This window comes from Pseudomonas sp. Z1-12, assembly GCF_051132015.1.
Taxonomy (GTDB): Bacteria; Pseudomonadota; Gammaproteobacteria; order Pseudomonadales; family Pseudomonadaceae; genus Aquipseudomonas; species Aquipseudomonas zanjanensis.
The window spans coordinates 1742782-1762942 of the sequence record NZ_CP071647.1 but is presented as its reverse complement, the minus strand read 5'-3'; the positions used below and the strand labels follow the sequence as shown (position 1 = coordinate 1762942).

The window sequence follows — 20161 nt, the reverse complement described above, 5'->3', positions numbered from 1 at the left end:
GTCGTGTTCCTACTGCAATACGAAGTTAGTGAAGAGCAACTGTTCGATCACCACTTTGCCGAGCTCTTTCTGAGCCACTTCCTGCACGCTGGCCGTGGCTTTCTGGCGCAGCATTTCCTGGCCGACGGGGGTGGCCAGGGTGTCGAAACTCTGTCCGGAAAACAGCATCACCAAGTTGTTGCGAATCAGCGGCATGTGCACCCGAAGCGCTTCCAGGTCAGCCTGGTTGCGACCCTGCAAAGTGATGCTGACCTGCATGTAGCGTTGGCGACCGTTCACGGTGTAGTTGGCCACGAAGGCCGGTGCCATCGGTTCGAAAATCGCCGGCTGCTTGCCCACTGGCGCGACTTCGGCCGCTGCCGCCGCCGGCTTGCTTTGAGCGCTGTGCATGAAATACCAGGTTGCTCCCACGGACACGCCGATCGCCAGGAGCAAACCCACCACGATCATGATGATCAGCTTGAGTTTGCCTTTGGTTGCAGGGTCTTTTACAGCTGCTGCTTCGCTCTTCGCCATGCCAATAATCCGTCACTAATCGGGGTTTTCACTGTTGCACGGCAAGGCTGGAGCAAGTGTTATGCCAGAAGTGTCGGTACTCAGGATGACGGGCAGATGCGATCTACAGAACCCATGAAAACCAATGTGGGAGCGAGCCTGCTCGCGATAGCGGCGGGCCAGCCCCTGCAAGGGTGACTGACCATCCGCTATCGCGAGCAAGCTCGCTCCCACAGAGGGCATCAAAAGATCAGGCGTAGTAGTCGACCGCGCTGGTGCCAATGACGCTGGTCGTGCTGGCGGCCACTTCAGCGATGCTGGCCGCAGTGGCTTCATCCCCGGCATCCACCGGTCCACCGGAAGAGGTCGAACGCCCCGCCCGGGCTTGCTGCTGGGCTTGCTGCTCCTGGTTCTGCGAACCACGGGATTGGTCCGACACGCTGACGTCGACCTGGCCCATGCCCTGCTGGGCAAAACTGTCCCGCAGGCGATGCATCTGGCCTTCGAGGGCTTCGCGAACGCCGGAGTGGGCGCTCATGAAGGTGACCTGGGTCTGCTGGTCCGGCACCATGTTCACCCTGATATCCAGGCGCCCGAGTTCGGCGGGCTGCAATTGGATGTCGGCCGCCTTGAGATTGACGCTGGACAGGTACATCACCCGGTTCACCACCTCTTCGGTCCAACCGCTCTGGTTCATCGCGATAGGTTGGTTGATCGGCACCGCGTTGGCGGTTTTGGGCGTGGCGGCCTGGGTCAGTGCAGCCAGGCGGTTGGCGAAATCGTCTACGCGAGTGTCACTGGACGCGGCGCTCAAGTCCTTGAGACCCTCGCTGATCAAGCCGCCAAAGGCCTTGTCGCCACCCTGGCTGCCGGACTCGGTGCTGTTCTGGTCGGCTTGCACGCCGAGCATGCTGGCCATGCCGGCGGCGAAGGTCTGCGCCGAAGTCGGCTCGCCGTCGAGCGACGCCGGGGCAGCGCTCTTGGGCTGCGCCTGGCTGCTGGCGGAAACATGACCGCTCTGCTCCATCGCCAAGCGCAAGGCGGGCAATGCGTCGAGGGGATCGGCTTGTGGGTCGAAAGCTGGATCGACGACCGGAACCGCAGGTTGGGCCGGTGCGGCCAATGGGACAACCGGTGCCGCGACCGCGGTCGTTACCTGAGCCTCAGCCGTGACCACCACGGGGGCAGGTTCGGCCGGGGCTGTCGCGACCGGCACCGCCATGTCCGTCAGCGCGCCTGGGTCGAGGCTCGGATCGACCGGTGCCGCATCCGCCACCGGCGCTTGAGCCGCGTCGGCATCGTTATCGCTAGCCGCTTTGTCGTCGGTGCTGGCGGGTTTGTCCGCGGGCAAGGGTTTGCCGCTATCGGCAACCGTCGGTTCCGGGGCGGCAGGGGTTTCGTTGCCGGCGTCTTTTTTGACGGTGTTGTCAGCGGCCTTGTCGCGCGCCGGTTTCACCACGGGCTCAGGGGCCGCCGCGGCTTTGGCAGGCGCCTGCTTGGCGAAGACTTGAGCGAAGCTGGAGGCTCTATCCCCGAGGTCCGGGGCCGCTGCCGGTGAATTGACGGCGGCCTGGGGCTTGGCCTGGACGGAGGCCTGAAGCAATGAATTAGGGGTGACGGGCATAAAAAAGTCTCCGCTGCACTGGGATCATAGGTACAGTCGAGACTAGCCAATGCAAGGCACGGGCCAACGTTTTACCCGACCGTCAAATCTCAGCAGTGGAAGCCTTCACGCTCTTCCCGGCACAGCTTGCGGACATGGGCGAATTCGCTGTCGATTTCGTTGACCAGGTTTTCGATGCCGCCCAATGACGGCTGCTTGGCACGCTGTTCCAGCTCGCCGCACAACTCGGCCAGGCGAATGGCGCCCATGTTGCTGCTGCTGCCCTTGAAGCTGTGGGCGGTGGCGCTCAGTTTTTCAGCGTCCCGTGCCTCGTGCAGCACGCGCAGGCGAGCCTCGGAGTCGTTGAGAAACGTATCCAGCAACTCCGGATACCCCTCTTCCATGACTTCCTTCAACGTGCTAAGCACGTCGCGGTCCAGATGAATCTCGTTCACTTGTTCGCTCCCTGATCAAGAATGGCCCCAATTATGCCAGAGCCTCCCAGAAAAACTCCACGCGCGCACTACGACCATCGTCTGACCAACTGGCCTGGTAGCTCAGTTGGCGAACCAGGCTCACGCCGCGCCCCGACAACCGATCGCTGTCCACGGGCCGTGCCAGCACCCGGGCGACATCGAACCCTTCGCCACTGTCTTCGACTTCGATCGCCAGGCGACCGCCCTCGCCGTTTGGCGAAACGTGCAAGTGTACCCGCACGTAACCGTCACTCAACTCATCCAGGCGCGTATTGCGCTCCCTGTAGTAGCGGGCGAAACCCGCCGCATCACGCTTGAGACTCGAATCGAGGCCCAGCACCCCGTGATCCAGGGCATTGGAGTAGAGCTCCGACATGACGCTGTAAAGGGCGCCACTCTGCGCCCTGAGCCCATGTACCTCCAGCAGCAATTGCAACAGGTAGGGCATCGGGTTGAAGCGCTTGAGCGTCTGCGCACGGAACTCGAAGCTCACCGACCAATCCAGCGGGCTGGACTGGCCGCTATCGGAATAGACTGGTGGTGGCGGATTGAGTTGCGTCGGAGCGACCAGCCGCACCTCGACCATGCTGAAATCGTCACGGGCCTCACCACGAAAATCCAGCAGCGCCTGCTGGATATCCTCAAAAAGAAGGTCGGGCTCACGGTTGGCCGAAAACACCTGCTGCAACCGCTCCACGCCAAACGGCTGGTCGTCGCGGTCACTGGTCTCGATGACGCCATCGGACAGCAGGAATACCCGATCCCCCAGCGACATCGGGTGCACTTCGGTGCGGTCGTCGAACAACTGCGGGGTGAGCACGCCCAATGGCAAGTGCCGCGCCGGCAAAGGCGTGCGCACGCCGCTGAGGCTGTCATGCAGGTAACCATCGGGCATGCCGCCGTTCCAGATCTCCACCGTACAGCGCTGGAAGCTCAGGCATAACAGCGTCGCGCAGCAGAACATATCCACTGGCAGGATGCGTTTGAGCTTGGCATTCATCTCCCGCAGGATTTGCGCCAGCCCATAGCCCTTGGCCGTCATCCCGTAGAACACCTCCGCCAGGGGCATCGCGCCGACCGCCGCCGGCAAGCCGTGCCCGGTGAAATCCCCCAACAGGATGTGCATGTCGCCGGCCGGGTTGAACGCGGCCAGCAGCAGGTCGCCGTTGAACAAGGCGTAGGGTGATTGCAAATAACGGATGTTCGGCGCGCTCAGGCAACCGGAGTGGGCGATCTTGTCGAACACGGCCTTGGCGACCCGTTGTTCGTTGAGCAGATAATCATGGTGCCGGGCGATCTGGTCGCGCTGTTCCACCACCGTGGCCTGCAACCGGCGCAAGCGGTCCATGGCCTTGATCTTGGCCGTCAGGATCACTTGGTTGTAGGGTTTGGCCAGGAAATCGTCGCCACCTGCTTCCAGGCAACGGGCCAGGGCTTCGCTCTCAGTCAGCGAGGTGAGGAAAATGATCGGGACCAATTGGTCCCCGGCCAACTGTTTGATTTTCTGCGCAGCTTCGAAGCCGTCCATCACCGGCATCATCGCGTCCATCAGCACCAGGTGCGGACGCTGTTCCAGATAGACATCGACCGCTTCGGCGCCATCGGCCGCCGTGAGCACATGATGGCCCTGGCGGCGGACAATGGTCGACAGCAGCAGTCGATCAGCGGCGCTGTCTTCGGCAATCAGGACCGTCAGTGGCTCCGACGACGATTGCATGGCGATCAACTGATGTCGAACAGCTTGTCGAAATTGGAGATCGCGAGGATTTTCTTGACGTCGCTGCTGCTGTTGACGACCCGGATATCCGACTCGTCGCCACCGGCATGATCACGTAACAGCAAGAGCATGCCCAAGGCGGAACTGTCGAGATAGGTGGCCTTCTTCAAGTCCACCACAATGGACTCGGGCTTCTTATCAAGCCTCTCGTAAGACTCGCGAAATTCCTGGTGCCGGCCGAAATCGAATCGACCCTCAACCGAAATCGTCAATTTTTTCCCATCGTTAGATACTTCGGTAACGACTGACATGATCGGCTTCCTTGTCATGGACATACGTGTACAAGGTGTAGCATCTGGTAAAGGTCTGAGCAAGGTTTTGCCTCGATCATCCGACAAACTCCTGGCTTCTCATCAATAGGGATTCTCACGCGGCAGGCGCTGGGACAATTCATCGAGCAGTTTCTGTTCGCGCTTGTCTTCCAGTTGCCGCGCCTCATCGATATAGCGCTGCACCAGTTTGCGCAGCCCTTCGACTCGGGCGAATGCTTCTTGCCAGCTCTGGCGGGCCTTCTCCAGGTTGTTCTGGTGCCAGACCAGGCTTTGGCGCTGCTGATCGATGGCAGTGCCCAGTTGCGCAAGAAATCCTTGGTAACCCAACAACCACTGCCCCGACACCCCATGGGCGCCACGGGCGATCCACTGCTCCTGGTATTCGAGTCGAAAGTTCTCGAGGTCTGCCAGCTTGCCCTCGGCAACGGCCACTTGCCCCTGGAAATACGCCAGGCGCTGGACGGCGGTCTTCTCGGCCTTTTCCGCCATGTCCACCACGGGCGCCAGGCGTGCCGCACGACTCGTGGCCATGGTCGGTTATCCGCCAGCGACCGGAGCGAAAATCGTCTGCAGGTGCGCTTCGCTGGCACCCATGCCGATATTGTCGTTCAGGCTCTGGCGCAGATAAACGGCCATCGCCGGGTAAAGGTTGATGGCGGTGTCGGTCTCGCGATCGCCGCCGGGTACATAGGCGCCGACGCTGATCAGGTCACGGCTTTGCTGGTAGCGCGACCAATATTGCTTGAACTGCTGGGCACGCCTCATATGCTCGGCACTGATCACCGACGGCATGACCCGGCTGATGGACGCCTCGATGTCGATGGCCGGGTAATGCCCTTCTTCGGCCAGGCGCCTGGACAGCACGATGTGGCCGTCGAGTACGCCACGGGCCGAGTCGGCGATGGGGTCTTGCTGGTCGTCACCTTCTGACAGCACGGTATAGAACGCGGTGATGGAACCTCCGCCCTTTTCCGCGTTGCCGGCGCGCTCGACCAGTTTCGGCAGCTTGGCGAACACCGAAGGCGGATAACCCTTGGTGGCCGGCGGCTCGCCGATGGCCAGGGCGATTTCCCGCTGGGCCTGGGCGAAACGAGTGAGCGAATCCATCAGCAACAGGACGTTCTTGCCCTTGTCGCGGAAATACTCGGCGATACGGGTGCAATACATCGCCGCCCGCATACGCATCAGCGGTGCATCGTCCGCTGGCGAAGCCACCACGACCGAACGCTTGAGCCCTTCCTCGCCGAGGATGTGCTCGATGAATTCCTTGACCTCACGGCCCCGCTCGCCGATCAGCCCTACCACGATAATGTCGGCTTCGGTGAAGCGGGTCATCATGCCCAGCAGCACACTCTTACCTACGCCGGTACCGGCAAACAGGCCCAGGCGCTGGCCGCGACCGACCGTCAACAAACCGTTGATGCAACGGATGCCCACGTCCAGCGGCACGCTGATGGGGTCACGCTTGAGGGGGTTGATCGTCGGGCCGTCCATCGGCACCCAGTCTTCGGCCTTCATGCCGCCCTTGCCGTCCAAGGCCCGTCCGGCCCCGTCCAGCACGCGCCCGAGCATGCTCATGCCCATGGGCAGGCGACCGTTGTCGGCCAGGGGCACCACGCGCGCGCCGGGGGCGATGCCGGCGACACTGCCCACCGGCATCAAGAAGACCTTGCTGCCGGAGAAACCCATGACTTCGGCTTCGACCTGCACCGGATGGTAGCTGTCGTCGTTGATCACCATGCAGCGACTGCCCATGGCGGCACGCAGGCCCTCGGCTTCGAGGGTCAAGCCAACCATGCGCAGCAAGCGACCTTCCAGGATCGGCTGGCCGGCCAGCTCGCTGGCCTCGGCGTAGCTGCCCAGGCGCTTGCCGAAGCTGGTTCGCTCAAGGCGCATCGCGGCTGTCCAGTGCAGAAGTGTCCAATTCAGGCACGTCCAATCCCTCCTCGACCGTCGCCACGTCACCCTGGAATTCATCCGGCAACTCCAGGCTCAGGTCGGCGGCGGCCGGGTGCAGGGCCTGTTCGTGTAGCTGGTCGAACAATTTGGCCATGATCTGGCTGATGCGTGTTTCAACCGTGGCGTCGATGCGGCTGTGTTCGGTTTCCACCCGGCAACCGCCCGGCAGCAGTGTCGCATCCTCGACGATGCGCCAGGTTTCCTCATGGCGCTCGCGCAAGGCCTTGACCAGTTCGAAATCCTGGGGATTGATGTACAGCCGCACGTTGCCAACGCCCAACGGCAACAGCTTGAGCGCTTCACGCATGACCTGTTCGATCTGGGTCGAATCGATGGCCAGTTCGCGCTGGATCACTTGTTTGGCGATGTGTTGTACCAGACCCACCAGGGATTTCTCGATCTGGGTGTCCTGCTCGGCAATGGGGTCGAACAGGTTGAGCATCAGCGATTCCAACGCACGGAGCTTGGCCGTCAACGCCACGTCGGCTTCCTGGCGGACCTTGAGCGTGGTGCTGTGGAAGCCCTCCTTTTCGCCCACGGCGAAGCCTTCGTTATAGGCTTCCTGGCGAATGCTCTCGACTTCCTCGAGGGTCAGCGGCTGGACTTCTTCCAGCGGCACCTCCTCCATCTCCGGCAGTTCTTCCACCGGCTCCGGCTCAGGCTCGGGCACGTGGGGGTCGAAGCTGGGCAGCGACCAGACGTCGAAATTACTGACGTCTCGGCCGCGGATCAGGTCGCTGGGTGCTTCATCACTCTTGGCAGACATAACGACCTTAGATCATCTCTTCGCCGCCCTTGCCACCGAGAACGATCTCCCCGGCTTCGGCCATGCGGCGGGCGATGGTGAGGATTTCCTTCTGTGCGGTTTCCACGTCGCTGACGCGCACCGGGCCCTTGGCCTCGAGGTCGTCGCGCAACAGTTCGGCCGCCCGTTTGGACATGTTCTTGAAGATCTTTTCCTTGACGCCTTCGTCCGAACCCTTGAGGGCCAGCACCAGCACGTCGGACGACACTTCGCGCAACAGCGCCTGGATGCCACGGTCGTCGACATCGGACAGGTTGTTGAACACGAACATGAGGTCTTCGATCTGACCGGACAGGTCTTCGTCGACTTCGCGGATCGAGTCCATCAGCTGACCTTCGATCGAACTGTCGAGGAAGTTCATGATGTCCGCCGCGCGCTTGATGCCACCCAAGGTGGTGCGCGAGGCATTGGAGTTGCCCGAGAACTGCTTCTCGAGAATCTGGTTCAATTCTTTCAGGGCCGCCGGCTGCACGGTGTTGAGCGACGACACCCGCAGGATGATGTCCAGGCGCACCTTGTGATCGAAGTTGCCGAGCACTTCACCGGCCTGGTCCGGGTCGAGGTAAGCCACCACGATCGCCTGGATCTGCGGGTGCTCGTAACGGATCACGTCGGCAACCGCCCGCGGCTCCATCCACTTGAGGCTGTCCAGGCCGCTGGTGTTGCCACCCAACAGGATCCGGTCGATGAGGCCGTTGGCCTTGTCCTCGCCCAGTGCCTGGGTCAGCATCTTGCGCACGTAGTCGTCGGAACCGACGCCCAGGCTGGTCTGATCGCCGACGATGTCGACGAACTCGCTCATCACCTGCTCGACCTGCTCACGGTGCACGTTGCCCATTTGCGCCATGGCCACGCCCACGCGCTGGACCTCTTTGGGCCCCATGTGACGCAGCACTTGGGCGGCGTCGGTCGACCCCAGGGACAGCAGCAGGATCGCGGCTTTGTCGACCCGGGACAATTTGGCAACAGCGGCTCGATTATCACTCATCTGCGTTAATCCACTCTTTCACGACCTGGGCCACACGACCCGGGTCTTCTGCCACCAGACTCTTGATGGCGTTCAACTGAGCGTCGTAGCCTTCGCTCGGGCTTGGCAGCAGGATGCTCTGCGGCCCGCCGAGGCTGACGCGATCGTTGGCCAATTCGCCATCCAGGCCGCCCATGCCTCCCAGCTCGACATCGCCCAAGCCTGCCAACTGCTTGTTCTTGCCGCCACCGGTGATGTTGTTCAGCACCGGACGCAACACACCGAAGACCAGTATCAGGATGAACAACACACCCAATACTTGCTTGACCACATCCCAGAACCAGGGTTGCGAATAAAACGGAATGTCGGCGATTTCTTCACCGCGCTCCAGGGAGAACGGCACGTTGATCACACTGACACTGTCGCCACGGCTGGCGTCGAAACCGACCGCGTCCTGCACCAGGCGAGTGAAGCGCGCCAATTCGTCGGCGGTCCATGGCGCACGGCTGGTTTCGCCGTTGGCCGGGTTGACCTTGACCTGGTCGTCCACCACCACGGCGACCGACAGGCGATTCAAACGGCCCTGCTGCTGCTTGGTGTGGCTGATGGAACGGTCGAGTTCGAAGTTCTTGGTCGATTGCTGACGCTTGTCGGCCGGGTACGGCGCGAGCATCGGCTGGCCGGTGGCCGGATCCATGATTTGCTGGCCATTGGCATCGATCAGCGGCTGGCCTGGCTGCACCATGCCGGCGGCCGCCGTAGCACCACCGGTGGTTTGCGGCGCGCTGGCCGGCGACGGCGGCTGGTTGCTCAGGGCACCGGGCACGCCCTGCGGACCATTGCTGGCGGTACGCTGCTCGTTCACCGACTGCTCGCTGCGCAACGCCGGTTGATCCGGGTTGAACTGCTCGGAAGTCGATTCGACGGCGCTGAAATCCACATCCGCGGAGACTTCGGCCTTGTAGCGACCATTGCCCAGGATGGGTTGCAGAATGTTATGTACCCGCTGGGTGAACATGCCTTCCATGCGGCGGCTGTAGTCGTATTGCTTGCCGGCCATGGTCAGTTCGGAATTTTCCGCCTGGTCGGACAGCAGGTTGCCCTTCTGGTCGACCACGGTGATCTGCGACTTGCTCAGCTCGGGTACGCTGGTCGCCACCAGATTGATAATGGCAACGACCTGGCCTGGCTCAAGGGAGCGGCCGGAATACAGTTCGACCAATACCGAAGCACTCGGCTTGCGCTCATCGCGCACGAACACCGAGCTTTTCGGAATCGCCAGGTGCACACGTGCACCCTTGACGTTGTTCAGGCTGGAAATGGTCCGCGCCAGCTCACCTTCCAGGCCGCGACGATAACGGGTCGCTTCCATGAACTGGCTGGTGCCCAGGCCCTGGTCCTTGTCGAGGATTTCGAAACCGATGTTGCCGTCGGTCGGCGTCACGCCCGCGGCGGCGAGCTTGAGGCGCGCACGCGCGACATCGTCGGCCTTGACCAGCAAGGCGCCAGAGTTGGGTTCGACGGTGTAAGGAATGTCGGCAGAAGCCAGGGTTTCCATGACTTGCTTGGCATCCATGCCCTCCAGGCTGCCGTACAACGGACGGTAGTCTGGCTGCTGGGACCACAACACCACGGCGAAACCAATCGCCACGCTGGCAGCCAGGCCGACCAACAGGCCGACCTGACGCAGCATGGTCATCTCGGAGAGATTTTCCAGGAAGGACAGGCCGAACAACGGCGGTTTGCCGTCTACCGGAGTGGCCTTGGCTGGAACGTTATCAACGGCTGCTTCTGCCATGACTCAATAATTTCCTTAAACCGGCATCTGCATGATGTCTTGGTAGGCCTGAACCAGTTTGTTGCGAACCTGGGTCAGCGCCTGAAACGAGACACTGGCTTTCTGCGAGGAGATCATTACGTCCGTCAGGTCGACGCCACTTTTGCCAATCTCGAAAGCACTGGCCAACTGGTTCGAAGCCTGCTGGGTATCGTTCACTTTATTGACGGCCTGACCGAGCATGTCGGAAAAGCTGCTGCCACCCACCTGGGGGACCGCGACCGATTTAGGCTGGGCCATGGCGTCCATTTGCATGGCCCGCATGTCCAGCATCAACCGATTAAATTCAATACCTTGGCTCATGGTCTACTCTCTCTGGCGGCCCGCGTTTTTTTGACACTTACTCAGCGGGTACGTAGGTATTAGCAACAAGGGTGCCAGCTCCATGGCGATAGAAAACAAATGCGCGCACAGCCCCCCTGTGGGAGCGAGCTTGCTCGCGATAACCCCATCACATCCGACCTCGACTTGACTGACCCACCGCTATCGCGAGCAAGCTCGCTCCCACAGGGATTGCTGGTGCTTATTCAACTGGCGAACAGATAAGCCTCGACATCCATGCCGGCGTCGCGCATTTGCGCCAGCTTGTAGCGCAGGGTGCGTGGGCTGATGCCCAGGCGTTCGGCCGCCTCTTTGCGACGACCACGCTCGGCGCGCAGGGTATCGATGATCATCTGGAACTCGCGGCGCCGCAGGTCGTCTCCCAAAGCCCCCACCGAATCGCCCTCCATATCCACCGACGGCGCAGTGGTTGCGGCGGGGACCGGTGCCAGTGCCGGCAATGGCGCACAGGCCACCGGCCCGGCCAGGCAGAAATCCTCCGGTTGGATCAAACCACCTTGCTGCAGGATCAGGGCCCGCTGAATGGCGTTATCCAGCTCTCGGACATTGCCCGGCCACGGGTAGCCAACCAGACAGGCCCGGGCCTCGGCTGAAAGCCGCGCCGCCGCGTGCTTCATTTTATTGACGTGCTTGTTCAGCAGGCGCTCGGCCAGCGGCAGGATATCGGCGGTGCGCTCGCGCAACGGACGCCAGGCCAGCGGGAACACCGACAGACGGTAATAAAGGTCTTCACGGAAACGCCCCGCCGCCACTTCGCCAGCCAGGTCGCGGTTCGTGGTCGCCACCACGCGGATGTCCAGGCTGATGGGCTTGCGGGCACCGACCCGTTCCACTTCCCGCTCCTGCAACACCCGCAACAGCTTGGCTTGCAGGCCCAAGGGCATTTCGGAAATTTCATCGAGCAGGATCGTGCCACCGTCGGCCTGCTCGAACTTGCCGGCCTGGGCGGCAATGGCGCCAGTGAATGAGCCTTTTTCGTGGCCGAACAGCGTCGCCTCGAGCATGTTGTCAGGAATCGCCGCGCAATTGATGGCGATGAACGGTTCCCCGGCACGCCGGGATTGTTGATGGATGTAGCGGGCCAGTACTTCCTTGCCCGTACCGGATTCGCCGGAAATCAGCACCGTCGAATCGCTGCGAGCCACCCGCGCGGCCAATTCCAGCAGCTGCGCGCTGGCCGGTTCGATGGCCACCGGGCCTTCGCCCTCCACCGCCAGACTGCCCAAGGCATGACGTGCGACCAGATCCAGCAGCGCCTTGGGCTCGAACGGCTTGACCAGGTAATCCGCTGCGCCCTGGCGCATGGCATCCACCGCTCGCTCGACGGCCCCGTGGGCCGTCATCAGCAAGACCGGCAGTTGCGGCTGACGGGCGCGCAACAGACCAAGCAACTGATGACCATCCATGCCCGGCATGTTGACGTCACTGACCACCAGGCTGAACGCTTCCCGGCCGACCGCCAGCAGCGCTTCTTCCGCCGAACCGACGGCGGCGTAATCGTGCCCGGCCAGCACCAGCGTATCGGCCAGCGCCTCGCGCAGGGCCCGATCATCCTCAACCAGCAACACCTTGATCGCCATTGCGTTCACTCCACCCCCGGCGCGTTGGAAAAGAGCGGCAAGCACACCGTTGCGCAGGTGCCACGGCCCAGCCGCGAGCGCAGCTGCAATTCGCCCTGGTGGGCACGGGCCACGGCCTTGACCACGGTCAGGCCCAGGCCAGTGCCGGTGGTCTTGGTGGTAAAGAATGGCTCGCCCAGGCGCGCCAGCACGGCCGGCTCGATACCGCTGCCGTTGTCGCTGACCGACAGGCGCAAGGTGTTGTCTCGTGTGTATAAGTGCACTTTCAGTCGGACGTCACCGCCGCTGGCCTGGATCGCGTTTTCGATCAGGTTCAACACCGCCCCCACCAGCGTGTCGCGATTGCACAACACTTCGCCGGCATGGCTGTCGCACTGCCAGCGGATCGGCAATTGCTGCACATGGGTCAATGCCGCGGCTTGCAGCGATTGCAGCAAGGCCTTGGGGCTGACGCGGTCAGTCAACGGCAGCTCGCCGCGGGCGAACACCAGCATGTCGCGCACTTGGTGTTCCAACTCGTGCAGGCGCTCTTTCAAGCGCCCAGCAAAGCGTTGCTGGGTTTCCACTGGCAATTGCTGCTCGGTCAGATGACTGGCGTAAAGCAGCGCGGCGGACAGCGGCGTACGAATCTGGTGGGCCAGCGAGGCCACCATCCGCCCCAGGGAGGACAGGCGCTCATGGCGCGCCAATTGGTCTTGCAGGTGACGGGTTTCAGTCAAGTCGTTGAGCAGCACCAACTGTCCAGGCTCGGCATCCAGCGAGCGCGTCGAGATGGACAGGCGGCGACCGTCCTTGAGGGACACTTCATGGCCATCGTCTTCCCGGGGCGCAAAGCAGCGGGCGATAACGTGCCGCCACAGCTCGCCTTCCAACGGCAGGCCGAGCAATTCGCAGGCCGCCGGGTTGGCTTCGCGCACGAAACCGTGGGCATCGATGACGATGACGCCACCCGGCAAGAGGTCGAGGAGGTTTTGCAGCCGATTGGCCAGGCGTTCCTTTTCCGCCAGCTCCTGCATGCGCTGGGCGCTGACCACGGCCAGCTCACCCTTGAGTTCGGTGACCCGGGCTTCGAGCAGGCTGTAGGAATCGGTCAGTTGGCTGGACATCTGGTTGAACAGCGAAAATGCCTGCTCAAGTCCAAGCCGGCTCGCCTGTTCGGCGGACGACAGGTGTCCCGGCTCGGGGACAGGCGACATCTGGACGGCTTGGGTCATCGTGCTCTCTCGCTTGGCTGACCGTCAGTTAAACGGAACGTTGCGAGAGCTATAGCAATACCCGTGCCGAAAAAAAACCGCCTGAAAATCAGGCGGTTGGAAAACAGGCGTCAATCATCCGCCTGTTCATCTCCTTCGCGACGGCTCATGCCGTACTTGCGCATCTTCTCCACCAGGGTGGTACGGCGGATGCGCAGGCGTTCCGCCGCCCGGGCCACGATGCCGTTGGCATCGTCCAGGGCCTGCTGGATCAGCCCTTGTTCAAGGCCTCCCAGGTAATCCTTGAGGTCCAAGCCTTCGGGCGGCAACAAGGCATTGGCGGTGAAGTCCGGCGTGTGGCCGTTGATCGCCACCCGCTCTTCCAGGTCGCTGCGCAGGCTGTCGACCATTTGCTCGTCTTCGTCGTCGACGTAGCGGAATTTCTTCGGCAGTTCGTTCACGCCGATCACCCCGTACGGGTGCATGATCGCCATGCGCTCCACCAGGTTGGCCAACTCACGGACGTTGCCCGGCCAGCCATGGCGGCACAGGGACATGATCGCCGCCGAGTTGAAGCGGATCGAACCGCGCTTTTCGTGCTCCATGCGCGAGATCAGCTCGTTCATCAGCAACGGGATGTCTTCGACGCGCTCACGCAGTGGCGCCATCTCGATCGGGAAAACGTTGAGGCGGTAATAGAGATCTTCGCGGAAACTGCCGACCTCGATCATGCTTTCAAGGTTCTTGTGCGTGGCGGCAATGATGCGCACATCGACGCTCTGGGTCTTGTTGCTGCCCACGCGCTCGAAGGTGCGTTCCTGCAGGACGCGCAACAGCTTGACCTGCATCGGCAGCGGCATGTCGCCGATTTCGTCGAGAAACAGCGTACCGCCGTTGGCCAGTTCGAAACGTCCGGCGCGGCTGGTGATTGCACCCGTGAATGCACCCTTCTCATGACCGAACAGTTCGCTCTCCAGCAACTCGGCCGGAATCGCGCCACAGTTGACCGGCACGAACGGCGCTTCGCGGCGCTTGGAATGGTAATGCAGGTTGCGCGCAACCACTTCCTTGCCGGTGCCGGACTCGCCCAGGATCAGCACGCTGGCGTCCGTATCGGCGACCTGCTGCATCATCTGGCGTACATGCTGGATCGCCCGGCTGGTGCCGACGAGGCTGCGGAACAGGTTGGGTTCGCGATGCCGGCCGCGCTCGCGGGCCTGATCGTACATCTCGCGGTAAACCTGCGCGCGATGCAGCGAATCGAGCAGCTTGCTGTAGCTGGGCGGCATTTCGAGAGTGGAAAGTACCCGGCGACGCTGGTCCTCAGGCAAGTCAAGGGAAGAATTTTCGCCCATTAACAAAACCGGAAGGAACTCATCCCAGGTTGAGAGTGTCTTTAGCAAGCCCAAAAGCGTTGCGGGAGCATTTACGGTCCCGATAAGGACACAAATGACTTCACGACTGGACGACAATGAGCCGACGGCCTGCTGCCAGTCATGGCTTCCGCAGGGTAAATTTTCTTCGCCAAGAAAATTCAGGATCACCGCCAAGTCGCGGCGGCGGACGCTATCGTCATCGATCAGGAGAATTTTGGTTTCACGCCACATGCAATAGCAACTTCCCTAGTCAACCCAATGCCCAAAAATTAGGGGGCAAGCTAGACGCTTGCAGACTTGTTATGCCTGTAGACGCCTGAAATCTGTAAACAGTTACTAGTTAAGTCAAAAAACCGTGCACAGTCAAATTTATGGCGCAACGGATTCGGATTAACTGAGCATTAACCGAACAGATGGTAAACCTTTGCAGCGTTCTGTGCTTGATGGATCTGCTGCATCTCATCGACGATCGCCTGACGCTCTCCCGTCGCCGCCTCCAGCAATTGCCGATACACCCCCAGCAATTCCTCAAGATTGATCCGCAACGCCGCCTCGTCCACCTGAGGCTCACCCAGGACGTCTTCCATGCAGGAACGGCACGCCAGGTCCAATTGACCGATGGCCTCCCAGTTACGCTCGGCCAAGGCATCAACCAAGGCGTCACGGGTTTTTTCGATTCGCTGCAGGACAAGACTCATGAGAGCACTCCTTAGAATTGCGGACCAGGTGCGGCAATGGCGTCCCAGCCTTCCTTGACCGTGCGAAGCAGATCGGCGACTTCGTCGAGGATCTTCGGATCGGCCTTGACGTTGGCTTCGGCCAGACGCTTCATCATGTAAGCGTAAAGAGCATCTAATTCAGCGACCGACTCGGCCTGGTTTTCCAGGTCCAGGCCTTCACGCAAGCCTCCGACGATGCCGATGGCCTTGCTGATCAGAATGCCTCTGCTTGCAATATCCTTGCGCTCCAGGGCGCCCTTGGCCTGGGCGATACGGTCCAACCCGCCTTCCATGAGCATCTGCACAAGACGATGGGGACTGGCTTCGGAGGTTTGCGCCTGGGCGCCAATCTTCTGGTATTGGCGAAGGGCCAACATCGGATTCATGTTCTACCTCATCAAAAAACTTCGGTTCGTATAAACAGCGTATCGACGCTGCGCCAAAAAACTTTAGACCGAAAAGCCGAAAGCCCGGAGCGTTGTCAAAACGTTGCCGGGCTTTTTTTGCATCGGTGAAAAATCAGCTGTTTCTCTGTTGCGCCGTCATTGCCTCGAACATCGAAGTGATGTTGCTGGCAGTGGCCTTCAGCTTGCCGACCAGGGTGTCCATATCGTTGTACTTTTTAGTCAGCACAGCGGTCAGGGTCTCGACCCGACGATCCAGAGCCTCCTGATCGCTCTTCAGGCGGGTCTGGGTCCTGGTCAGCGTCGTGGTCCGCTGATCCAGGATACCACCCCTCTCGCTGAAGGGTTCGATCGCCTTGCCCATGCGCTCCAGCAGGCCGTTGGGGCCCGTGAACAACGTCTGGACTTCACCGCTGAGCTTTTTATCGCTCATCGCTGCGCTGAATTTGACGCCATCGAAGTTCAACGCACCCGTCTTTTGATCGGTGGTAACACCCAACTGGGCCAGCGACGTCAGCGCGTCGCCAGCGCCGGCTTCAGACAAGGGCGTTCGAATCGTCGCCAGCAGCGAGCGGGGCAACGCATCGCCGGTCAATTTTGCCGGCACCGTCAACTTCCCATCGGCATCGAGCGACGGCTTGGTCAGTGCGGTGATGCTATTGGCGACCGCGTTATAGGCATCGACGAATTTCTGGATCGAGGCCTTCAAGCCATCATTGTTCGGCGCCACGGTAACGGTTGAAGTGCCGCCGTCCGCTACTCCGAGCAGATTCAACGTCAGCCCGGAGATTGCCGTGCTGACTGTATTGCTCTTGCTGGTCAGCAGCATGCCATCGACTGTGAAGCTGGCATCTTTGGCCAGGGCACCGATGGCGCCCGCCGAAGAAGCCGTCAACGCAGTATTGTTGGCACCCACAACGTTCGTGCCATCGATCTCCAGCCCCGCAATACCACTCACCGAAATATCGGAGCCTGCGCCGGTCGTGGTCGAACCCAGCACCAGGCGCGAACCGAAGGAGTCGGTGATGATGTTCGCACTGACACCGGCCGCCTTGAGCGACGAGTCGGCGTTGATCGCGTCGCGAACCGATTGCAAGGTGGAGCCATCCGGCACATTGAGGTTGTAGTTGTTACCCCCCTGCGAGATGGTCATCGTACCCGTGGGAATGGCACTGGTCGTACCACCCGCGAAGGCCGCCGAAGTGACCTTGGACGCAGTGGCCAGGTTGGTGACTTTGATGGCGTAAGTGCCATTCACCGCCGTGTTACTGGCGGTAGCCGTGAGAACGCCGGGAGCTGAAGATGTCGCAGCAAAACCCGAGAATTGCGGGGTCGTTGTGCTGGACAAGTCCTTCATGGCGGTATTGAAAGCTGCCAACAACGACTTCAGGGTACCCACCCCGGAGATACTGTTGGTAGTCGTCGTCGTCGCTCGGGTGATCTGACCTTGCTTGGCGGCCTTGTCGGAATCGACCAGCGCCTTGACGATAGCGCCGGTATCAAGGCCGGAGCCTAGACCCAAGCCAGGTAGAATTGGACTTGCCATGTGGGACTCCCTTCAGTATGTCGCCGGCCTTTTGGCCTTTACACGCCCAAAAGAACATAACAACAAAATTCGTGCCGGTTGTCAGGCTTCGGCGCTGAACAACAAGCTGTTTGCATCATTCAAACTGTTGGCCAGTTTCAGGACTTCTTCGTTCGGAATCTGGCGAATCACTTCACCGGAACCACTGGCAATCACTTTGACCACTACTTTGCCTGAAGGCTCGTCAATAGAGAACTCCAGATTGCGCTTGACCGACTGGACGAACTTCTCGATTTCCTGAACGGCTTTCTTGAGTTTGTCCTGCTCGGCGGCAGCGTCTTTAGGTGCTTCCTTGACCGGGGTCACGGTAGCAACCTCGGCTCGAGGCTTCTCCACGGGCTTGTCGGCCACGGTAGGTGCCGGCTTCGCCGCTGGATAAGACAAGTTCAGCTTCACGCTCATATCCATGTCCATCACCTCTTGAACGGAAAAAGCGAGAGAGCACGCAAGCGCACTCCCCCGCTAAAACTCATCCGGCTATTACTGAAGCAGCTTCAGTACAGCGGATGGCAGTTGGTTGGCCTGGGCCAGAACCGAGGTAGACGCTTGCTGCAGAGTCTGCTGCTTGGTCAGTTGTGCAGTTTCAGCAGCGAAGTCGGTATCTTGTACGCGACCCAGTGCAGCACTGGCGTTTTCGTTGATGTTCTGCAGGTTGGAGATGGTGCTGGCGAAACGGTTTTGTGCAGCACCGAGGTCGGCACGAGCACTGTTGATGGTGTCGATGGCGCTGGTGATTGCGTCCATAGCCGACGCGAAGTTGGTTTCAGCAACAGCGCTGTCGGAACCAACGATGGTGATTGCCGAGTCAACACCCAGGGCTGCAGCGTCGAAGCTGGCGCTCAGAGTCAGAGAGATCTGGTTGTCAGCACCAGTGTTCGAGCCGACCTGGAAGGTCATGGTGCTGGCGGTACCGTCGAGCAGGTTCTTGCCGTTCAGGTTGGTGCTGTTGGCGATACGGGTCAGTTCGTCGCTCATCTGCGAGAACTCTTTGTTCAGAGCGATACGGTCATCTGCGCTGTTGCTATCGTTACGGGACTGGATGGCCAGTTCACGCATACGTTGCAGAATGTTGGTCTGCTCTTGCATCGCGCCTTCAGCGGTCTGCGCCATGGAGATACCGTCGTTGGCGTTTTTGATCGCCATGGTCTGACCGCGGATTTGCGAGGTCATACGGGTAGCGATCTGCAGGCCGGCGGCGTCGTCTTTGGCGCTGTTGATTTTCAGGCCGGAAGACAGGCGAGTCATCGAAGTGGAGAGAGCGTCGGAAGCACGGTTGAGGTTCTTCTGAACGTTCAGCGATGTGGTGTTGGTGTTTACTGTTAAAGCCATGACGAATTCCTCGTTGGTTGGGTACTGCGGCTTCCGGCCCTTGGCAACCGCCGGGGTGTGGCCTAGAGAACCTTCGTAATAGTTATCGTCGGATTAGGAACTTGCTTGAGGGCTTTTTTCAAAAAATTTGCTAGCAGACTGCCACCCCTTGCAAAACAAGGCTTTAGCGGCGAGTAAAAGCCCGAAAAATGGCGTCAAGAAAGCGCAGGAGAGAGGTGCGGGCAAAAAAATAGCGCCACAGGCCAGCCTGAAGCGCTATTGAGAAGAACGTGAATGGGTCAATCGCGATACAGAATCGCCGAGCCCCACGACAGGCCCACACCAAAACCACTGATTGCCACGCGCTTCCAGTCAGCATCCAGGACGTGCTTTTCCAGCAGCAGCGGAATGCTCGACGACACGGTATTGCCGGTCTCGACCATGTCCTTGATGAACTTCTCAGGCTCGCCCTCGAAACGCCGCGCCACGGCATCGACAATCGCCGCACTGCCCTGGTGGATGCAAAACGCATCGATGTCACTGGGTTGCAGCGACGACTCGGCCAGCAGTTCGTGCAAATGAGCCGGTACTTTCAGCAAAGCGAAGTTGAACACCTGGCGACCGTTCATGAAAAACACTCCGTCGCTGACCTTCAGGTGCGGCGCACCGGAACCGTCGGTGCCGAACTTGGCCTTGCCCAACTGCCAGCTGGCGTCTTCGGCCATCCAAGTGGCGGTGGCGGCATCGCCGAACAGCATGGTGGTATTGCGGTCCTCAGGGTCGACGATTTTCGAATACGGGTCGGCGGTGACCAGCAACCCGTTCTTCAGCCCTGCGGCCTCCATGAACCCTTTCAGGGCGTAGATGCCGTATACGTAGCCCGAGCAGCCCAGCGAGATATCGAACGCCGCCACATGGGTCGGCAGGCCGAGCTTGTCCTGCACGATGGCGGCCGTGTGCGGCAGCCCCTCTTCGTCACCGTTCTGAGTGACGACGATCAGCGCGTCGATGGATTCACGCGACAACTGCGGATTGTTGGCGAACAGTGCGTTCACTGCTTCGACACACAGGTCCGAGGTTTCCTGGTCAGCGTCTTTGCGCGGCAGGAACGCTGAACCAATCTTGCCGAGGATGAATTCCTCATCCTTCTCGAATTTGGCACCCTGAGCGTAGTTATCCACACCAGCGGTCGGCACATAACTCGCTATGCTTTTTATGCCAATCATCATGGCTTCCCGATCATGTACTGCGACTAGGTTCACCCCCAAAAGCTCAGGGGGCGCTTCAAAATGGTTGATTTCCAAGGGCGGACGCCTTGTCAGGCGAACGGACAGGCCTCCACTCCGGGGAATACAATACAGTGAAGATGCACTTTATGACCTATGCGTCACGCCGTTTTGTTCTGGAGGGGCATTTTTTCATGACAAACGAAGCCGTGTCATTTGCCACACGGGCATAGGACA

General features: G+C 60.6%; 20 protein-coding genes. All 20 read right to left on the bottom strand.

All coding sequences use genetic code 11. The annotated features are described in order from the left end of the window. Nucleotides 1–9 precede the first annotated feature (9 nt). Nucleotides 10–516, bottom strand: coding sequence for a flagellar basal body-associated protein FliL (gene fliL / locus J3P85_RS07875; protein WP_186704674.1), 507 nt, complete (start codon nucleotides 514–516; stop codon nucleotides 10–12). A 229-nt stretch (nucleotides 517–745) separates the two neighbouring features. Beyond that, on the bottom strand, nucleotides 746–2119 hold the full coding sequence (locus J3P85_RS07870; RefSeq protein WP_434705395.1) for a flagellar hook-length control protein FliK: 1374 nt from the start codon (nucleotides 2117–2119) through the stop codon (nucleotides 746–748). 89 nt (nucleotides 2120–2208) lie between these two features. Then, nucleotides 2209–2553 (bottom strand): Hpt domain-containing protein, encoded by a 345-nt coding sequence (locus J3P85_RS07865; RefSeq protein WP_186728619.1) that lies wholly within the window; start codon nucleotides 2551–2553, stop codon nucleotides 2209–2211. A 31-nt stretch (nucleotides 2554–2584) separates the two neighbouring features. Beyond that, the gene (locus J3P85_RS07860) at nucleotides 2585–4291 is read right to left on the bottom strand and encodes an ATP-binding SpoIIE family protein phosphatase (RefSeq protein WP_434705394.1); all 1707 of its coding nucleotides are present in this window, start codon (nucleotides 4289–4291) and stop codon (nucleotides 2585–2587) included. 5 nt (nucleotides 4292–4296) lie between these two features. Next, nucleotides 4297–4602, bottom strand: coding sequence for an STAS domain-containing protein (locus J3P85_RS07855; protein WP_434705393.1), 306 nt, complete (start codon nucleotides 4600–4602; stop codon nucleotides 4297–4299). Between the two features lie 102 nt (nucleotides 4603–4704). After that, complete coding sequence (gene fliJ / locus J3P85_RS07850; protein WP_434705392.1) at nucleotides 4705–5154, bottom strand: flagellar export protein FliJ; 450 nt, start codon at nucleotides 5152–5154, stop codon at nucleotides 4705–4707. 6 nt (nucleotides 5155–5160) lie between these two features. Further along, nucleotides 5161–6519 carry a flagellar protein export ATPase FliI gene (gene fliI / locus J3P85_RS07845; protein ID WP_434705391.1) on the bottom strand — a complete coding sequence of 453 codons (1359 nt, stop codon included), beginning with the start codon at nucleotides 6517–6519 and terminating at the stop codon, nucleotides 5161–5163. Continuing rightward, on the bottom strand, nucleotides 6509–7348 hold the full coding sequence (fliH, locus tag J3P85_RS07840) for a flagellar assembly protein FliH (protein WP_434705390.1): 840 nt from the start codon (nucleotides 7346–7348) through the stop codon (nucleotides 6509–6511). The genes fliI and fliH overlap by 11 nt, the downstream gene beginning before the upstream one ends. Nucleotides 7349–7355: 7 nt before the next feature. Then, a complete protein-coding gene (gene fliG, locus J3P85_RS07835) occupies nucleotides 7356–8375 on the bottom strand; it encodes a flagellar motor switch protein FliG (RefSeq protein WP_003184041.1) in 1020 nt (339 codons plus the stop codon). Continuing rightward, nucleotides 8368–10152 carry a flagellar basal-body MS-ring/collar protein FliF gene (fliF, locus tag J3P85_RS07830; RefSeq protein ID WP_186704666.1) on the bottom strand — a complete coding sequence of 595 codons (1785 nt, stop codon included), beginning with the start codon at nucleotides 10150–10152 and terminating at the stop codon, nucleotides 8368–8370. The genes fliG and fliF overlap by 8 nt, the downstream gene beginning before the upstream one ends. Before the next feature lie 15 nt (nucleotides 10153–10167). Further along, on the bottom strand, nucleotides 10168–10494 hold the full coding sequence (gene fliE / locus J3P85_RS07825; protein ID WP_003199082.1) for a flagellar hook-basal body complex protein FliE: 327 nt from the start codon (nucleotides 10492–10494) through the stop codon (nucleotides 10168–10170). Nucleotides 10495–10718: 224 nt separating this feature from the next. Beyond that, nucleotides 10719–12113, bottom strand: a complete 1395-nt coding sequence (gene fleR, locus J3P85_RS07820) for a sigma-54-dependent response regulator transcription factor FleR (protein WP_434705389.1) — start codon at nucleotides 12111–12113, stop codon at nucleotides 10719–10721. 5 nt (nucleotides 12114–12118) lie between these two features. Further along, entirely contained in the window at nucleotides 12119–13327 is a 1209-nt protein-coding gene (locus tag J3P85_RS07815; RefSeq protein ID WP_434705388.1) for a sensor histidine kinase, read from the bottom strand. Nucleotides 13328–13437: 110 nt separating this feature from the next. Next, nucleotides 13438–14913 carry a sigma-54 dependent transcriptional regulator gene (locus tag J3P85_RS07810; RefSeq protein ID WP_003199076.1) on the bottom strand — a complete coding sequence of 492 codons (1476 nt, stop codon included), beginning with the start codon at nucleotides 14911–14913 and terminating at the stop codon, nucleotides 13438–13440. Between the two features lie 170 nt (nucleotides 14914–15083). Continuing rightward, nucleotides 15084–15380, bottom strand: a complete 297-nt coding sequence (locus tag J3P85_RS07805; protein ID WP_411386816.1) for a flagellar protein FliT — start codon at nucleotides 15378–15380, stop codon at nucleotides 15084–15086. An 11-nt stretch (nucleotides 15381–15391) separates the two neighbouring features. Further along, complete coding sequence (gene fliS / locus J3P85_RS07800) at nucleotides 15392–15787, bottom strand: flagellar export chaperone FliS (RefSeq protein ID WP_434601468.1); 396 nt, start codon at nucleotides 15785–15787, stop codon at nucleotides 15392–15394. Nucleotides 15788–15920: 133 nt separating this feature from the next. Next, the gene (gene fliD / locus J3P85_RS07795) at nucleotides 15921–17351 is read right to left on the bottom strand and encodes a flagellar filament capping protein FliD (protein ID WP_434705387.1); all 1431 of its coding nucleotides are present in this window, start codon (nucleotides 17349–17351) and stop codon (nucleotides 15921–15923) included. Between the two features lie 81 nt (nucleotides 17352–17432). Continuing rightward, entirely contained in the window at nucleotides 17433–17798 is a 366-nt protein-coding gene (locus J3P85_RS07790; protein ID WP_411386814.1) for a flagellar protein FlaG, read from the bottom strand. Between the two features lie 72 nt (nucleotides 17799–17870). After that, on the bottom strand, nucleotides 17871–18719 hold the full coding sequence (locus J3P85_RS07785; RefSeq protein ID WP_411386813.1) for a flagellin domain-containing protein: 849 nt from the start codon (nucleotides 18717–18719) through the stop codon (nucleotides 17871–17873). A 278-nt stretch (nucleotides 18720–18997) separates the two neighbouring features. Beyond that, nucleotides 18998–19924 carry a ketoacyl-ACP synthase III gene (locus J3P85_RS07780; RefSeq protein ID WP_411387478.1) on the bottom strand — a complete coding sequence of 309 codons (927 nt, stop codon included), beginning with the start codon at nucleotides 19922–19924 and terminating at the stop codon, nucleotides 18998–19000. Nucleotides 19925–20161 lie beyond the last annotated feature (237 nt).

What these genes read in the sequence shown, in the direction of transcription:
- fliL (WP_186704674.1), bottom strand. Translation starts at nt 516, where the DNA reads ATGGCGAAGAGCGAAGCAGCAGCTGTAAAAGACCCTGCAACCAAAGGC.
- fliI (WP_434705391.1), bottom strand. Translation starts at nt 6,519, where the DNA reads ATGCGCCTTGAGCGAACCAGCTTCGGCAAGCGCCTGGGCAGCTACGCC.
- J3P85_RS07855 (WP_434705393.1), bottom strand. Translation starts at nt 4,602, where the DNA reads ATGTCAGTCGTTACCGAAGTATCTAACGATGGGAAAAAATTGACGATT.
- J3P85_RS07870 (WP_434705395.1), bottom strand. Translation starts at nt 2,119, where the DNA reads ATGCCCGTCACCCCTAATTCATTGCTTCAGGCCTCCGTCCAGGCCAAG.
- fliH (WP_434705390.1), bottom strand. Translation starts at nt 7,348, where the DNA reads ATGTCTGCCAAGAGTGATGAAGCACCCAGCGACCTGATCCGCGGCCGA.
- fleR (WP_434705389.1), bottom strand. Translation starts at nt 12,113, where the DNA reads ATGGCGATCAAGGTGTTGCTGGTTGAGGATGATCGGGCCCTGCGCGAG.
- J3P85_RS07805 (WP_411386816.1), bottom strand. Translation starts at nt 15,380, where the DNA reads ATGAGTCTTGTCCTGCAGCGAATCGAAAAAACCCGTGACGCCTTGGTT.
- fliJ (WP_434705392.1), bottom strand. Translation starts at nt 5,154, where the DNA reads ATGGCCACGAGTCGTGCGGCACGCCTGGCGCCCGTGGTGGACATGGCG.
- fliG (WP_003184041.1), bottom strand. Translation starts at nt 8,375, where the DNA reads ATGAGTGATAATCGAGCCGCTGTTGCCAAATTGTCCCGGGTCGACAAA.
- J3P85_RS07785 (WP_411386813.1), bottom strand. Translation starts at nt 18,719, where the DNA reads ATGGCTTTAACAGTAAACACCAACACCACATCGCTGAACGTTCAGAAG.
- J3P85_RS07810 (WP_003199076.1), bottom strand. Translation starts at nt 14,913, where the DNA reads ATGTGGCGTGAAACCAAAATTCTCCTGATCGATGACGATAGCGTCCGC.
- J3P85_RS07780 (WP_411387478.1), bottom strand. Translation starts at nt 19,924, where the DNA reads ATGATTGGCATAAAAAGCATAGCGAGTTATGTGCCGACCGCTGGTGTG.
- fliF (WP_186704666.1), bottom strand. Translation starts at nt 10,152, where the DNA reads ATGGCAGAAGCAGCCGTTGATAACGTTCCAGCCAAGGCCACTCCGGTA.
- J3P85_RS07815 (WP_434705388.1), bottom strand. Translation starts at nt 13,327, where the DNA reads ATGACCCAAGCCGTCCAGATGTCGCCTGTCCCCGAGCCGGGACACCTG.
- J3P85_RS07790 (WP_411386814.1), bottom strand. Translation starts at nt 17,798, where the DNA reads ATGGATATGAGCGTGAAGCTGAACTTGTCTTATCCAGCGGCGAAGCCG.
- fliE (WP_003199082.1), bottom strand. Translation starts at nt 10,494, where the DNA reads ATGAGCCAAGGTATTGAATTTAATCGGTTGATGCTGGACATGCGGGCC.
- fliS (WP_434601468.1), bottom strand. Translation starts at nt 15,787, where the DNA reads ATGAATCCGATGTTGGCCCTTCGCCAATACCAGAAGATTGGCGCCCAG.
- fliD (WP_434705387.1), bottom strand. Translation starts at nt 17,351, where the DNA reads ATGGCAAGTCCAATTCTACCTGGCTTGGGTCTAGGCTCCGGCCTTGAT.
- J3P85_RS07860 (WP_434705394.1), bottom strand. Translation starts at nt 4,291, where the DNA reads ATGCAATCGTCGTCGGAGCCACTGACGGTCCTGATTGCCGAAGACAGC.